This window comes from Arthrobacter sp. 10L430 (assembly GCF_056395245.1).
This window is the reverse complement of the sequence record NZ_JBFTJD010000015.1, coordinates 17,872-33,458: the sequence shown is the minus strand read 5'-3', so window position 1 is coordinate 33,458 and position 15,587 is coordinate 17,872. Positions and strand designations below refer to the sequence as shown.

Annotated in this window: 12 protein-coding genes and 2 tRNA genes; 11 read left to right on the top strand and 3 right to left on the bottom strand. The window is 66.2% G+C overall.

From position 1 onward, the window contains the following. The first annotated feature begins 20 nt into the window (after positions 1–20). The 3 genes from AC1DDG_RS13910 to AC1DDG_RS13900 all read left to right on the top strand — a co-directional run bounded on the left by AC1DDG_RS13910 (position 21) and on the right by AC1DDG_RS13900 (position 2,738). Positions 21–2,204, top strand: coding sequence for a DEAD/DEAH box helicase (locus AC1DDG_RS13910; RefSeq protein ID WP_476876507.1), 2,184 nt, complete (start codon positions 21–23; stop codon positions 2,202–2,204). A 327-nt stretch (positions 2,205–2,531) separates the two neighbouring features. Then, positions 2,532–2,603 (top strand) — tRNA-Thr (locus tag AC1DDG_RS13905). A 61-nt stretch (positions 2,604–2,664) separates the two neighbouring features. After that, a tRNA-Met gene (locus AC1DDG_RS13900) sits at positions 2,665–2,738 on the top strand. A gap of 301 nt (positions 2,739–3,039) precedes the next feature. Here the strand turns inward: AC1DDG_RS13900 and AC1DDG_RS13895 are convergent. Further along, a complete protein-coding gene (locus AC1DDG_RS13895) occupies positions 3,040–3,771 on the bottom strand; it encodes an HNH endonuclease family protein (RefSeq protein WP_476876506.1) in 732 nt (243 codons plus the stop codon). Between the two features lie 257 nt (positions 3,772–4,028). Between AC1DDG_RS13895 and AC1DDG_RS13890 the strand changes: the two genes are divergently transcribed. The 3 genes from AC1DDG_RS13890 (at position 4,029) to AC1DDG_RS13880 (ending at position 7,037) form a co-directional block, all read left to right on the top strand. Beyond that, entirely contained in the window at positions 4,029–4,589 is a 561-nt protein-coding gene (locus tag AC1DDG_RS13890; protein WP_476876505.1) for a dihydrofolate reductase family protein, read from the top strand. Positions 4,590–4,668: 79 nt separating this feature from the next. Beyond that, positions 4,669–5,328 (top strand): NAD(P)H-binding protein, encoded by a 660-nt coding sequence (locus AC1DDG_RS13885; RefSeq protein WP_476876504.1) that lies wholly within the window; start codon positions 4,669–4,671, stop codon positions 5,326–5,328. A 137-nt stretch (positions 5,329–5,465) separates the two neighbouring features. After that, positions 5,466–7,037, top strand: coding sequence for a Na+/H+ antiporter (locus AC1DDG_RS13880; protein ID WP_476876503.1), 1,572 nt, complete (start codon positions 5,466–5,468; stop codon positions 7,035–7,037). A gap of 18 nt (positions 7,038–7,055) precedes the next feature. On the opposite strand, the gene AC1DDG_RS13875 is transcribed toward AC1DDG_RS13880, so the two are convergent. Then, a complete protein-coding gene (locus AC1DDG_RS13875; RefSeq protein WP_476876502.1) occupies positions 7,056–8,258 on the bottom strand; it encodes an ROK family transcriptional regulator in 1,203 nt (400 codons plus the stop codon). A gap of 224 nt (positions 8,259–8,482) precedes the next feature. Here AC1DDG_RS13875 and AC1DDG_RS13870 point away from each other — a divergent pair, with 224 nt between their 5' ends. The 5 genes from AC1DDG_RS13870 (at position 8,483) to AC1DDG_RS13850 (ending at position 14,537) form a co-directional block, all read left to right on the top strand. Next, positions 8,483–9,772: an ABC transporter substrate-binding protein gene (locus AC1DDG_RS13870; RefSeq protein WP_476876501.1), complete on the top strand. Its 1,290-nt coding sequence runs from the start codon at positions 8,483–8,485 to the stop codon at positions 9,770–9,772. A 28-nt stretch (positions 9,773–9,800) separates the two neighbouring features. Continuing rightward, complete coding sequence (locus tag AC1DDG_RS13865; RefSeq protein ID WP_476876500.1) at positions 9,801–10,754, top strand: carbohydrate ABC transporter permease; 954 nt, start codon at positions 9,801–9,803, stop codon at positions 10,752–10,754. Then, on the top strand, positions 10,754–11,692 hold the full coding sequence (locus AC1DDG_RS13860; protein WP_476876499.1) for a carbohydrate ABC transporter permease: 939 nt from the start codon (positions 10,754–10,756) through the stop codon (positions 11,690–11,692). The genes AC1DDG_RS13865 and AC1DDG_RS13860 overlap by 1 nt, the downstream gene beginning before the upstream one ends. Positions 11,693–11,745: 53 nt before the next feature. Continuing rightward, complete coding sequence (locus tag AC1DDG_RS13855) at positions 11,746–13,458, top strand: glycoside hydrolase family 13 protein (RefSeq protein WP_476876498.1); 1,713 nt, start codon at positions 11,746–11,748, stop codon at positions 13,456–13,458. A gap of 116 nt (positions 13,459–13,574) precedes the next feature. Next, positions 13,575–14,537, top strand: coding sequence for an aldo/keto reductase (locus AC1DDG_RS13850; RefSeq protein WP_476876497.1), 963 nt, complete (start codon positions 13,575–13,577; stop codon positions 14,535–14,537). Positions 14,538–14,626: 89 nt separating this feature from the next. Here the strand turns inward: AC1DDG_RS13850 and AC1DDG_RS13845 are convergent, their stop codons facing one another. Continuing rightward, positions 14,627–15,550: a TauD/TfdA dioxygenase family protein gene (locus AC1DDG_RS13845; protein WP_476876496.1), complete on the bottom strand. Its 924-nt coding sequence runs from the start codon at positions 15,548–15,550 to the stop codon at positions 14,627–14,629. Between the last annotated feature and the right edge of the window lie 37 nt (positions 15,551–15,587).

The window sequence follows — 15,587 nt, the reverse complement described above, 5'->3', positions numbered from 1 at the left end:
ATGGATGAGGAAACTTCCCTATGCCCGAAAATCACAACGACAACATCGACGCCGAGAACACGGTCAACACCGAGAGCGCGACCGTCGAATTCACTGAGGCCGCTGTCCCTGCAGCAGAGCCCGCCGACGCTCCCGAAGCCACGGCCGTCCCTGCCGATGCTCCCGCAGCAGAGCCCGCCCCTGCCGACGCTCCCGCAGCCAAGGCCGAGGAAGACGAAGAAGAAGGCGTGAAGTTCGCCGATCTCGGCATCGACGGCCGCGTCCTGGCCGCCCTGCAGGACGTCGGCTACGAAAAGCCGTCCCCCATCCAGGCAGCAACCATCCCGCTGCTGCTTGAAGGCCGCGACGTCGTGGGCCTCGCCCAGACCGGCACCGGTAAGACTGCAGCATTCGCAGTACCGGCACTGTCCCGCCTGGCCGAGCTCCACGACCTCAACGGCCCGTCACGCAAGACGCAGGCCCTGGTTCTCGCGCCGACCCGCGAGCTCGCGCTCCAGGTTGCCGAGGCCTTCACCTCCTACGCCAAGCACATCGATGACTTCACCGTCCTCCCCGTCTACGGCGGCTCCGCCTACGGCCCCCAGCTCGCCGGCCTGCGCCGCGGTGCGCAGGTTGTCGTCGGTACCCCCGGCCGTGTGATCGACCACATTGCCAAGGGTTCCCTGGACCTGTCCGAGCTCCAGTACCTGGTGCTGGACGAGGCCGACGAAATGCTCCGCATGGGCTTCGCCGAAGACGTGGAGCAGATCTTCCAGCAGACCCCGTCGGACCGCCAGGTGGCACTGTTCTCCGCCACCATGCCGAGCCAGATCCGCCGCATGTCCAAGCAGTACCTGAACAACCCGGCCGAGATTTCGGTGAAGTCCAAGACCACCACCGGCGCCAACACCCGCCAGCGGTACCTGCAGGTCATGGGCCCGCACAAGCTCGACGCCCTGACCCGCATCCTCGAGGTCGAAGAGTTCGACGGCGTCATCGCCTTCGTCCGCACCAAGATGGCCACCGAGGACCTGGCTGACAGGCTGAAGGCCCGCGGCTTCCAGGCTGCCGCCATCAACGGCGACATCCCGCAGCAGCAGCGCGAACGCACTGTTGAAGCGCTGAAGGAAGGCCGCATCGACATCCTGGTGGCCACCGACGTCGCGGCCCGTGGCCTTGACGTTGAGCGCATCAGCCACGTTGTCAACTACGACATCCCCCACGACACGGAGTCCTACGTCCACCGCATCGGCCGCACCGGCCGTGCAGGCCGTTCGGGCGACGCGATCCTCTTCATGACGCCGCGGGAGAAGTACCTGCTGCGCTCCATCGAGAAGGCCACCCGCCAGCCGGTCGAGCAGATGCACCTGCCCACCGCCGAAACCGTGAACACGCTGCGCCTGGGCAAGTTCGCCGAGCGCATCACGGAGACTCTCGAGTCCGAGGATGTTGCGGCCTTCCGCGACCTCATCTCGTCCTACGAGGAAGAGCACAACGTTCCCGCGTCGGAGATCGCTGCAGCACTTGCCGTCATGGCGCAGGGCGGTCAGCCGCTCCTGGTCAAGGAACTGCCGGCGGCTCCCGAGTACCAGAAGCGCGAACGCGCCAAGGACGGCTTCGGCTCCCGTGGCCCGACCCGCACTCTGACCGAGGGCAACGCCACCTACCGGATCGCCGTCGGACGCCGCCAGCGCGTCATGCCGGGCTCCATCGTGGGTGCCATTGCCAACGAGGGTGGCATCTCCTCGGCCCAGATCGGCGGCATCGACATCCGTTCGGACCACTCCCTCGTGGAGCTGCCGGCGGACCTGAGCCCGGAGCAGCTGCGTGCCCTCTCCCGCACCCGGATTGGCGGCGAGCTGATCCACCTCGAGCTGGACAACGGACGCAAGCCTTCCGGTGGCGGCGGTGAGCGTGGCGGTTACCAGGGCAACCGTGGCGGCGACCGCGGCGGCAACTTCAAGGGCAACGGCGGCTTCAAGAAGGAATTCCGCAAGAACGACGGCGACCGCGGCGGTTACGCCGGCGGCGGCGAGCGTTCCTCGGCGGACCGCGGCGGACGCTCCTACAGCGACCGCGCGGAGCGCGGCGTCAGCGCCGACTCCGGTGCAAACCGCGGCCAGGCCAGTGATTCCCGCTTCGGCGGCCACGGCGACGGTGCACGCAAGCCCCGCCACGGCAACGAAGGCGGACACCGCGACTTCAACCGCAAGGGCAAGTGGTAACAAAGTGTTTGGGGAGTAGTAGCTCCCCGGCAGTAGTTCCCGGCTAACACCCAGGGACCGGCTTTCGAGCCGGTCCCTGCGTGTTTAAGGGGCGGCTGAGGGAGGTTTAGGCGTGGGGCCGGAACCGGCGGACGGTGGGAGACGCGGGGCCTCCAGAGACGCTGTCAGGCGTCCGCAACGGCGCCGCCCGGGCTGCGATCCAGGGGCGCCAGGCGGGCGTTTTGAAGGCCATAAAAATGGTTCCGACGCAACTGTTTCGTCGGCTCCGGAGGCGTTGTTCCGCCGATTTGTTGGGTGGGAAATCTTCCGGTAGAGTATTTACTCGTTGCCCCCCTAGCTCAGTGGTAGAGCGCGTTCTTGGTAAGAACGAGGTCACCGGATCGATTCCGGTGGGGGGCTCTGAATGAGGGCCTGTGTCAGGGCGGTCTTGACCGGCTTGACACAGGTTTTTCTCATTCGTGGCGGTGTAGCTCAGTTGGTTAGAGCGCACGACTCATAATCGTGAGGTCGGGAGATCGAGCCTCCCCACCGCTACAGTTTCCGCAGGCCAGAGGCATTCAGCCCCTGGCCTGCGTCTGTTTTAAGTACCCCATCCACCAATGAGCACCGTGTGCCGCACGAGGCAGGGACGGTGGCCCGCTCATTCCCCGTGCACCAGAGCGGGCCACCTACCGCGCCGTAGATGATCGAGACCCGTTACGGCCGCGGTAGACGGATGGTACGTCATCGACCTTGGGACCCGGGGGCACGGGACAAGAAAATGCCCTGCGCGGCCATGAAAGGCGGTGCGGGGCTTCCCCGGGGCTTCAGTTCCTGTCCGGCTGGGCCCGACGCCTTAGACCCTGGTGACGCCGATCCTTACGTTGGGGCAGGAGTCCGCGTACCGGATCAGTGCAGTCTTCTCTGCGCTGTCCACCCGCAGGCCCCACCGGATCTTCACCGCGATCCACTCACCGATGTACGCGCATTTGTTCGCGGGAGGCATCCACGACTCCGGGCCCCTGGCCTGCTTGGCGGAGTTGAGCGCCGACGTCTGGGCACTGAGGGACCGGGCGTCGCCGAGATCGTTGTAGAACGCCACACGGCGCGCCTGCGACCAGTAGCGCGCGCCCGAGCCCCACGCCTCGTGGACGGGGACGGTGTGGTCTATCTGAACCGTTGAGGCATATGTGTGAACACGGTTGTCCCACGAGGTCACCCACCCTCCCCTGCTGGCGGTGCAGCCGCGGCTGGTGTAAGCGAGGGCGGCTTTGGACTCCTGGACCAGGACTTCCTGCCTGGTGTTTTGGCAGTCGCGGTTGGTGTCGTTCCAATCGCCAAAATACCGGGCCCTGTCGTAGTCGACGTTGTTCTCGGCCGCCACCGCGAGCGACCGCGCCGCGGTGCGCAGCGGCGCTGAGTAGTATGTGGCAGCCTCCGCCGGGACGGCCAGTCCGGCGAGCAGAAGGCCCGCGGCCACGGCGGACGCGGCGAGGGACCGGCCCAGCACCACGGGACTGGTGAATGTCGCGAGCGACGCCCGGATTCGGGCGTGCTTGAACCGGCCTGCCGGCATGGTTTCCCCCATTTGAGTTTATGAAAAGTGGCACTGATGGATGCGAAGACCAGCATGACAGTCCGGAATGCCCCCAAGCCGATCCTTGATGGGGTCTTGATGCAATCCTGTGTGAATGCTGCGACTGGCCGCCCGGCCGGGGCCAGATACAGAGGCATTGTGCCGGGCAGCGTTGGTTCCCGTTCGCTGTTATCCGCAGGCGTTGTAATCCGGACCAGCCGAACCTAACGTCGGACTGACTGCAGGCAAGCGGAAGCGGGAGGCGCGTCATGGCCAAACTGATCTACTCGGGAATCATGTCGCTCGACGGCTACACAGCGGACCGGGACGGGAACTTCGACTGGAGCGTCCCGGACGAGGAAGTGCACACCTTCGTCAACGAGCGCCAGCGGGATGTGCGCACCTATCTCTACGGCCGGCGGCTCTACGAAGTCATGCTCGCCTGGGAGGATCCTGGCGCCTTCGCCGGCGAACCGCCCTATGTCCAGGAATTCGCGCAACTCTGGAAGGCAGCAGACAAGGTGGTGTACTCCCGAACGCTGCAGAATCCCGCCAGCACGCGGACACGGATCGAACGGGAGTTCAGTGCCGATGCGGTCAGCCGGCTCAAGACGGAAGCCGGCCAGGACCTGACGGTGGGCGGCCCGGAGCTCGCAGCCTCTGCCATCCGGGCGGGACTGGTGGACGAGTTCCAGATGTTCGTCTCGCCCGTGGCCGTTGGCGGCGGCAAGAGGTACCTCCCCCACGACGTCCGCCTGAACCTTGAACTGCTCGAAGAACGGCGGTTCGGCAACGGCGTCGTATTCCTCCGCTACGGCAACCGCACCTGACGCGTGCCGGCACACAACCTCGCGCAGCCACAAAAGTGTGTGCTGGGACAAAACCCCGCGCTGGGACAGAATGGGAGGCATGACCCGAATCGCAATCATCGGCGGCCACGGTAAAGTGGCCCTCCAGCTGTCCGCCCTTCTCACCGAAGAGGGGCACAGCGTCACCTCCATCATCCGGAACCCCGATCACGCCGCGGACGTCGCAGCGACCGGCGCGTCGCCGTCGGTGCTTGACGTTGAAAATTCGACGACGGCGGAAATCGCCGCCGGGCTCCGGAACCACGACGCCGTGGTCTGGTCAGCCGGCGCCGGGGGAGGCAACCCGGAGCGCACCTTGGCGGTGGACCGCGACGCCGCCATCCGCTCCATGGACGCCGCGGCGGAGGCTGGGGTGCGCCGATACGTCATGGTCTCCTACTTCGGTGCGGGCCCCAACCATGGCGTGCCGGCCGGCCACAGCTTCCATGCCTACGCCGAGGCCAAGGCGGCGGCAGATGAATACCTGCGCGGCAGCACGCTGTCCTGGACCATCCTCGGCCCCGGTTCACTGACCGACGGTCCCGGGAACGGCCTGATCGACGTGGACCCCGCCGACGCCGCCTCCGGAACCAACACGTCCCGGGCCAACGTGGCCATCGTCGCCGCGGCCGTGCTGGACCTGCCGGGATGCGCAGGCCGGACCATCGAGTTCCGGGACGGCACCCTCCCGGTCTCGGCCGCACTGGAGCCGGTCAAGTAGCAGCCGGCGGAGCGGCGGCAGGCCCCTCGGGCGGCCGCCGTCGAAGAGTGCGGCCCGGCCCCCGGTAGGGTGGAATCGCACGGTCCGCCCTCCGGCTTCGGGGGCGCAGAGCCCAACACTCCGGGGAAAGTGAGCACATGGACCAGCTGGCACTCATTATCGGACTGCTGCTCGCCACGGTGGTGGCTGTAGGCCTGGGGGACCGGCTGCGGCTGCCTTACCCGGTCCTGATGCTCCTGCTGGCCGTGGCGCTGACTTTCATCCCCGGTTTCCCCGACCTGGAGATCTCGCCGGAGCTGATCCTGCCTATCTTCCTGCCGCCACTGCTGTTCGCCACCGCCCAACGCAGTTCCTGGGCGGTGTTCCGGGTCCGCTGGCGCACGCTCATCATGCTCGCGGTGGCCCTCGTGGTGATTTCCACCGCGGTGGTTGCCGGCGCCGCGTGGCTCATGATCCCGGGCATCGGCATCCCCGCCGCCATCGCACTCGGCGCCATGGTGGCTCCGCCGGACCCGGTGGCGGTCGAGTCGGTTGCCGGTCGCGTCCGCATGCCCCGCCGCCTGATCACAGTGCTGCAGAGCGAAGGCCTCTTCAACGACGCCGCGGCCATCGTCATCTTTCAGGCCGCCGTCGCTGCAGCTGTTGGCGGCACCAGGATAGGACCCGACGTCGTCCTGCTGTTTGTGGTGGGCGCTGCCCTTGCGGTCGTGGTCGGGATCGCCATGGGCTGGCTGACGTCGCTGATCACCCGGCTCGTGCAATCGATGGTCGCGCGCAGCGCAGTCACCCTGGTGGTGCCGTTTGCCGCCTACATCCTGGCGGAAGAATTCCACGCGTCCGGTGTTATCGCCGTCGTGGTCACCGCCCTGGAGATGCAGCGGCACTCCCGCCCGCAGGACGCCGCCGAGCGGGTGACCCGGACGGCCTTCTGGGACGTGGTGGAGCTCCTCGTGACCGGACTGGCGTTCGGCCTCGTGGGCCTCGAAATCCAGGACGTCGTCCGCAAGGAAGGTGCCGGCATCCTCGGCATGGTGGGCACCGCCGTCGTGGTCTGCATCCTGGTGTTCGCCGTGCGGTTCGGCTGGCTCGGCCTGCTGGCCCTGTCGGCGCGCAAGCGCAAGAACCTGCTGCAGCCCACCTCCGCCAAAGAGGTGCTGATCCTGACCTGGTGCGGGATGCGCGGACTCGCCACCCTGGCCCTCGCGCTGGCTCTCCCGCTCACGCTTGCGGACGGCACGCCGTTCCCGGCGCGGGACGAGCTGCTGGTCATTGCCTGCGCGGTGCTGCTCGCCACGCTGGTCCTGCCGGGGCTCACGCTGCCCTGGCTGATGCGCGTCCTGAAGGCGTCCCAGGACGGAACCGAGGAGCGGGACGCGGCCCGGCTTCTGGCCAGGCGGGCCCAGGCGGCCGCCGTGGCGGCGCTCAAGGACACCGAGTTGATGAAGGAGCTGCCGCCAGAGAAGGTGGCGCTGGTGAAGGAAAAGATGACGCGCCTGCACGCCGAGCTGCTGGATGGCAGCCTCCGCAACGAGAGCCTGGCCGAGAAACGCGAGCGCGGCAGGGAGCTGGCCATCGCAGTCCAGACCATCGCCCTGGACGCCGCCCGGCAGGAAGTGGTGGCCGCGCGCAACGAGGCCGACATGGACCCGGAGGTCGCGGACAGGGTGCTCCGCCAGCTCGACCTGCGGACCATGATCATGCCGGAATAGGCTATTCAGGCAGGCGGCTTAGGCCGGGACGGACAGCTCCAGGTCCAGGGTGTTTTTCTCCACGTAGTCCAGGGCGCACCTGACGGCACCCACCGTCACGATTGAGTCGCCCAGCGGGGAAACCGCCACCCGCGGCGGCGTCGCAGTGAACTCGGTCAGGCGTTCGGCGATCGGCCCAAGCAGCACACCCGCGGAATTTGCCACCGCGCCTCCGATGACCACCAGCTCCGGGTTGATGACCGTGGCCACGGCGCCAATCACCCGGGCCATCCTGTCGGCCAGCCTGTCGAGGATTTGCAGGGCCACTGCATCGCCCGCAGCGGCCGCGGCGAAAACATGTTCCGCTTCGGCGCCCTCCCGGGCATGCTCGCGGAGCGAGGTCTTGGCCCGCCCGGCAAGGGCCTCCGCTGCCCAGACACGCGCCAGGGTGGCAATCCCGAAGGTGTCGCCCACGCCCTCGACCATGTCGAGGAACGCCAGCTCGCCGGCGCCGCCACCGCTGCCGTGCAGCAGCCGCCCGCCGTCGATCACTCCGGAACCGAAGCGTTCACTGGCCAGGATGACGACGACGTCGTCCACACCTGCCGCTGCGCCGCGCCAGCGGTCGCCGAGGGCCGCGAGGTTGGCGTCGTTTTCGAGCAGTACTGTCCACCCGCGGAGATCTTTCAGCGCGGCCTTGAGGCCGACGTCGAACAGTCCCCAGAAATGCTGGGCTGCCAGCACATTTCCGTGACGATCCACCGGCGCGGCGATGCCCGCGCAGACAGCGAGGACCGACTCGGGGGCGGCTCCCACACTGTGCAGCGCCGTCATGGCTGTCCGGTCAATGACGGCTATGCGTTCCTGAGCCGAGATTTCGGCGCCGGCGAACGGCTGGCTGGACCGCCCCAACGTTTTACCGCGGAGATCGGACACCACCACTGTGGCCTTGGAGACGCCCACATCCATGCCAAGGACGTAGCCGGCGCGTTCGTTGAGCTCGAACCGGCGTGCCGGCCGGCCTTTCTGATAGCCGCCGAACGCCCGCTGGTTTTCCAGCTCCCTGATCCAGCCCCGCTCCATGAGGTCTTCGCACACCGAGATGGCCGTGGCGCGCGTGAGCCCGGTGGACTGCATGACTTCCGTGACCGTCACCGCCTCGGAGGCCCGCATGAAGTCCAGGACCGCACCGGCGCTCACACGCCGCAGCAGCTGGGGCGTTGCCGCCGTCATTTCAGACATGGTGTTGACCTCCCTGTGCTTTGCACCACATAATACTTGAGGAACTAAATTTAGATTCCATATAAACTTTGAGCGTGTGGGCCGGACGGCCGCCGACCACAGGCTTTTCTTCCAGACATTCACCCAGCCTTTTGCAAAGGAGCAACCGTGAACAGCATCCTGAAGCACCGCCCGCCCGGACCCCAGCCCCAATCCCGCCAGGCCCGCACGTCGGCCTCTGCCCTGTGAGCCCCGCCCCGATTAGCCGGCGCGCGCTGCTGAAGGCCGCGGGCCTCGCCGGCGCCGCCTTCATGGTCCCCCTCTCCGGCTGTGGCGCCACGCCCAGCACCCAGAACGGCGTCACCACGCTGCGGTTCATGCAGAACAAGCCCGAAGTGGTGGATTACTTCAACCAGGTAATCAAGGACTTCGAGGCACTGAACCCGGACATCCGCGTGGTCCAGGACTTCAACGAGGGCAACTTTGTTCCGGGACTGGTCCGCAACGATCCGCCGGACGTTGTGACCCGCGGCTTCGCGCAGGCCACCGCAGACTTCGTCAGGAAGGGCATCTTCGCCGACCTTTCGGACATGCCCGTGGCTGCCACCATCGATCCGAAGATGCAGGACCTCGTCAGCTCCTGGGGCCAGTACAACGGCAACGAGATCAGTGCCCTGCCGTTCTCCCTGGCGGCCGCCGGCGTCATTTACAACCGGGACATCTTCGAGGCACAGGGCGTCTCAGTACCCACCACCTGGGACGAGTTCGTGGCGGCCTGCGAAAAGTTCAAGGCGGCCGGCATCGCGCCGATCTATGGAACGTTCAAGGACCCCTGGACCCTCGCCCAGGGCATGTTTGACTATGTGTCCGGCGGCGCTCTGGATGTCGGGGAATTCTTCACAAAGCTCAACGCCAAGGGTGCAGACATCACCGCGGACGCCCCTGAGTCGTTTGCCAGCAACTTCGGACCGGCACTGCCCAAAATGCTCCAGCTGGCGTCCTTCGCGCAGAACGGAGCCGCCAGCAAGAACTATGCAGACGGCAACGCCGCCTTCGCCAAGGGCCAGGCGGCCATGTACCTGCAGGGTCCGTGGGCCCTCTCGCAGCTTGTCGCGGCCAACAAGGACATCAGGCTCGGAAGCTTCCCGCTGCCGGTGACGAACAACCCGGACGAGACCAAGGCCCGCGTGAACGTGGACATGGCGCTCTCCATCACCCGCAACACGCCGAACATGGCTGCCGCCCAGCGGTTCGTCAACTACCTGCTCGCGCCGTCAGTAGTCAACACCTACAACGAGAAGAACGCTGCGTTCTCGCCGCTCAAGGACGCCCCCGCCGTCAGCAATCCGCAGATCAGCGGGCTGGGCGCAGCGGTCGATGAGGCGCGCTACTTCCAGGGCGCTGCCACCTACTTCCCGCCGTCGGTGCCGCTGAACAACTACATCCAGTCCTTCGTGTACAGCAAGAACGGCGAGCAGTTCCTGTCCGCCCTCGACGACGAATGGCGCCGCGTCGCCGAACGCACCGCGGTCTGACCCCCCCACCCCGAATCCAGGAGCCTTCATGACTACAACATCCCGGGTGGCCCAGACAGCCCGTCCCGCAGGACGCAAGAAACCGACTTCCGCCCCTGCCAGCACCCAAACGTTCCGGTCCAAGCACAAGATCGACCCCGCGTACTACTGGATGGTGGTGCCCGTACTGGCGCTGTTCGCCTTCTTTATCACCCTGCCGGCACTCGTGGGCGTCTTCTTCAGCCTCACGAACTATGCCGGCTACGGTGACTGGAAGTTCATCGGACTGTCCAATTACGTCAATATCTTCAAGGACCCGGCGATACTGCAGTCCTACATCTTCACGTTCGTGTTCGCTCTGACCACCACCGTGGTGGTCAACGTCGTGGCGCTCGCCATCGCCCTCGGCCTCAACGCCAAGATCAAGTGGCGCACCGGCATGCGCACCGTGTTCTTCATCCCCATGGTGCTCTCCGCCCTGATCGTCTCCTTCGTGTTCAACTACCTGTTCTCCAACACCCTCCCCGTGCTGGCTGAACAGTTCGGCTTCACGCCGCTGGCCACGAGCATCCTCGCCAACGAGAACCTTGCCTGGCTGGCCATCGTGATCGTCACCGTGTGGCAGGCAGCGCCCGGCGCCACCATCATCTACCTGGCCGGCCTCCAGAGCGTGCCGTCCGAGGTCTATGAAGCCGCGGACCTCGACGGCGCGGGCAGTTTCCGGCAGTTCCTCAGCCTGACACTGCCCCTGATCGTGGGGTACCTCGTGATCAATGTGATCCTCGGGTTCAAGGGCTTCCTCGGAACCTACGAGATCATCGTTGGCCTCACCGGCGGCGGTCCCGGCATGGCAACGCAGTCCGTGGCAATGCGCATCTTCTCCGGCTTCACGGGCGGCGACTATTCCTACCAGATGGCGAACGCCGTCATCTACTTCCTGATCACCTTGCTGATCTCCGTCATCCAGCTGCGCCTCATCCAGCGCCGGGGGGTTTCTCTCTAATGACCGCATCCACACTTCCAGAGCCCATTGCCAGGGCAGCAGCGTCCACGGGCATCAAGAACGGCTTCCGCAGGCACGGGTCCTCGCCCGCGGGTAAAACCCGCCGCTCCAACCGCGAAGGCTTCAAGATCAACTGGTGGCTCACTGCCCTGATGCTGGTTACCTCGCTGACCGTCCTGCTGCCGCTGTACTTCACCGTGGCCATGGCGCTGAAGTCGCCGGACCAGATCGGCACCGGTACTGGCCTGGAATGGCCAAACCCGATGAACTGGGAAAACTTCGCCGCCGCCTACGTGGCCACCAACTTCCCGCGGGCCTTCATGTCCACGGCGTTCGTCACCGTGTTCAGCGTCCTGGGGTCCCTGGCCTGCAGCTCACTCGTTGCCTACGCAATTGCCCGGAACTGGAACCGGAAGTTCTTCCGCGGCTCCTTCGTCTACCTGCTCTCCGCCATGTTCATCCCGTTCCCGGTGATCATCCTGCCCCTGATCAAGCAGACAGCACTGCTTGGCCTGGACAACCCGGCCGGCGTCGTGTTCCTGCACGTCCTCGGCGGCATCTCCTTCAACACGCTGCTGTACATCGCCTTCGTCCGCTCCATCCCGGTGGAACTGGAGGAATCGGCCCGTATGGACGGCGCCACCACGTGGCAGGTGTTCCGCAAGATCATCTTCCCGCTGCTGGCTCCGATGAACGCCACGGTGGGCATCTTCGCTTTCCTTGGCTCGTGGAACGACTTCCTGCTGCCCCAGATGATGATCGCGGACCCTGCCCTGCAGACCCTTCCCGTGGTGCAGATGCTGTTCCAGGGCGAATTCAACACCAACTACAGCCTCGCATTCGCGTCCTACCTGATGGCCATGGCACCCACCCTGGTGGTTTACATCCTGGCCCAGCGGTGGGTACTCTCCGGAGTTATGCGCGGGGCCGTCAAATAGACCCAACTTTCCCAATCCAGCACCAACCGCAACCACAAGAAAAGGATCATCCCTTGTCCACCACTGCCACGCTGGCAACCCTGTCCGATTCCGACCGTCTGGCCGATCCGAACTGGTGGCGCCAGGCCTCCGTCTACCAGATCTACCCCCGAAGCTTCTCCGACTCGAACGGTGACGGCCTGGGCGACATCAAGGGCATCACGGCCAAGGTTCCGTACCTGAAATCACTGGGGATCGACGCAGTCTGGCTGAGCCCGTTCTACCCGTCGGCTCTCGCCGACGGCGGCTACGACGTCGACGATTACCGCGACGTGGACCCGAAGCTGGGCACGCTGGAGGACTTCGACGAGATGGCCACCGCGCTGCACGCCGCGGGCATTAAGCTGATCGCCGACATCGTCCCGAACCACTCCTCGGACCGGCACGAGTGGTTCAAGGAAGCCCTCGCCTCCACGAAGGGCTCTGCTGCCCGTGACCGCTACATCTTCCGCGACGGCAAGGGCCCCAACGGCGAGTTCGCGCCGTCGGACTGGGACTCAGTGTTCGGCGGACCGGCCTGGGAGCGTATCACCGAAGCTGACGGCACACCCGGGCAGTGGTACATGCACATCTTCGCCAAGGAGCAGCCGGACCTGAACTGGGCCAACCGGGAGGTCCGCGACGACTTCCTCAAGACCCTGCGTTTCTGGTCGGACCGCGGCGTGGACGGCTTCCGCGTCGATGTGGCGCATGCCCTGACCAAGGACCTCACCGAACCGCTGCTGTCCAAGCTGGAGCTGAGCGCGGCAAACACCGGCACCGATGGTTTCGCCGACGGCTCGCACCCGTTCTGGGACCGCGACGAAGTCCACGAGGTCTACGCCGAGTGGCGCGAGGTCTTCAACGAATACAACCCGCCGCGCACTGCCGTTGCCGAGGCCTGGGTGCACGCCACCCGCCGTCCGCGCTACGCCAGCCCGGAGGGCCTGGGCCAGGCGTTCAACTTCGACCTGCTGCAGGCCGACTTCGACGCCGAGGAATTCAAGGAGATCATCACCCGCAACCTGGCCGAGGCCGCCGCCACCGGTGCGTCCTCCACCTGGGTGTTCTCGAACCACGACGTCGTCCGGCACGCCACCCGCTACGGCCTGCCAAAGGGATCCAAGGGCAAGAAGCACTCCAAGGGCCAGGACGGCAAGGACTGGCTGCTGGCCGGCGGGCCCAAAGAGGAGCTGGATGTGGAGCTCGGTCGGCGCCGCGCCCGCGCCGCCACCCTGCTGATGCTCGCGGTGCCCGGCTCGGCCTACCTGTACCAGGGCGAGGAACTCGGCCTCCAGGAAGTCGCCGACATCCCGGACGCAGAGCGCCAGGACCCCTCGTTCTTCCGCAACAAGGGCGTGGAGGTCGGCCGTGACGGCTGCCGTGTGCCGCTGCCGTGGTCCGTTGAGGGAACCTCGTTCGGATTCGGCGACGGCGGCGCCCACCTGCCGCAGCCGGACTGGTTCAGCAAGTACGCCGTCGAGGCGCAGGACGGCACCGAAGGCTCCACCCTTGAGCTCTACCGCACGGCACTCAAGCTGCGCCGCGAACTGCAGGCCGAGGAAGAGCTCGAGTGGCTCGAAACCGGCAACCCGGAGGTCCTGCACTTCACCCGCCCCGGCGGCTGGCAGTCTGTGACCAACTTCGGGGACGAGGCTGTTGAGCTCCCCGCGGGCACGGTGCTGGTCAGCAGCGCCCCGCTAGAAGACGGCAAGCTGCCGGCCGACACCACGGCCTGGCTGCGCTGACGCCACAGCTGAGAACGGCTCAGTAACCCGTCCCGGTGGCGGTACCCGTTGGGGGTGCCGCCACGGGGCTTTTTAACGGACTGTGCCTCCGCTGGAGGAAGTGAAAGAGTGATGCAATGACTGAAAATTCGACTCCGTCCGGCAGGCTCCTCTATGGCTGCATGGGCCTGGGAGGCAGCTGGTCAGATGACCCGCACACAACCACGGATGTGGAAACCGCCGCTGCCGCCATCGAGGCCGCGATGGACATCGGCGTCACGCTGTTCGACCATGCGGACATCTACCGCGGCGGCAAATCCGAGGCGGTGTTCGGCGAGGTCCTGGCCGCTTCGCCGGGCCTGCGTGACCGCATCCAGCTGCAGACCAAGTGCGGCATCCGGCTCAACGAGCGGGGACTGGAGACCCACTACGACCTGAGCGGTGACGCCATCATCGAGCGGGTCAACGGCAGCCTCGAGCGCCTGCGCACGGACTACGTGGACGTCCTCCTGCTTCACCGCCCCGACCCCCTGGTGGACCCGGCGGAGGTGAGCGCCGCCGTCGGGAAGCTGATGGCCGAGGGCAAGGTGCGGGCGCTGGGCGTGTCCAACATGTCGGCTGCCCAGATCGAGTTCCTGCAGGACAGCCTCGAGACACCGGTGGTGGCCAACCAGCTGGAACTCAGCCTGCTCAAGCGGGACTGGCTGGAGAGCACGGTCCTCGTCAACCATCCGGAAGCCGGAAGCTACAGCTTCCCGCACGGGACGCTCGAATACTGCGCCAGGCACGGTATCACCCTCCAGGCCTACGGCGCCCTGGCGCGGGGACACTACACCGGCAATCCGCCCGAACGGGTCACACCTGCCGAGTCCGCCACCGCCGAGCTGCTTTCGGACATGGCGCGGGAGAAGGGAACCACCCGGGAGGCCGTGCTGCTGGGCTGGCTCATGAAGCACCCGGCGGGGATCGCCCCGGTGATCGGGACGGCGAATGCGGACCGGATCCGGGCCTGTGCCGGTGCCGCCCGTATGGCCGAGACCATGACCCGCGCCGAGTGGTACCGGCTCTGGGTCACCGCCCGGGGGAGCAACATCCCTTAAAGCCCAACGAGCTCGCAGTTGGTGTCGTTTTCACGCCTCAAAACGACACCTCATGCGAGCTAGATGGGGCAGGGCCCGACGGCGGGCCGCTAGTTCAGGGGCGCGACCTCCGAGTAGGTGGAGGAGTCGCCCTTGAGCGCCTGGCTCTGCGTGCCGTCCACGCTCACGGGAATGTCGCCGGCAATAGTCACGCGGTTGAGCTTGCGGGGCTGGCCGTCGTAGTTGTCCGGCGCGTAGTGCTGGGTGATCCGGTTGTCGAACAGCACCAGCTGGTTCGGCTCCCAGTTCACCCGCACTACGTTCTCGGGCCGGGTGACGTACGCCTGCAGCAGCCGGATGATGTCCTTCGACTCGGTGTTGGACAGGCCCACGATCCGCAGGCGCTGCGCGAAGCCCCCAATGAACAATCCGCGCTCGCCGGTCAGCGGGTGGACACGCACCACGGGGTGGGCAGTCTCGAACTTCAGCCGGGTGAACTCCTTGCGGCGCTCCTCAGCGTTCTGGTGCTCCAGGTTCTTGGGCACCGAGTAGTCGTAGTCATTGGTGTGGATGGCCCACAGCGTGTCCGCAAAGTTCCGCAGCTCATCGGGCAGGTCCCGGTAGGCGGCCGCGGAGGAGGCAATGAGTGTCTCGCCGCCGTAGGCCGGCAGGTCGATGCTGCGCAGCGTGGACGCCTGCGGCGGATTGACCACGAACGTGACGTCGGTGTGCCAGTTGTTGGCGGAGCCGTTTTCACTGTCCACCGGCAGGACGTTTTCCTCGCCCTCCACGGAGGCAACCGTGGGGTGGGCCTTGGTGAGCGGTCCGAAGTGGCTGGCGAACTTCACCTGGGCCTCGTCGGAGAGGATGTTGGCTTCCCGGAAGACGAGCGCCTTGTGCTCATTCAGGGCGGTGCGGATCTGCGCCACTGTCTCGGCACTGAGGTCCCCGCTGAGGTCCAGTCCGTGGATCTCGGCGCCGATGCGGGAGCCCAGCTTGGCGAATTCGAGCTTGGTTTCGGTGATAACGGTCATTGTTCTTCCTTACTGTTGTGTCGCTTGCGGTGGATGA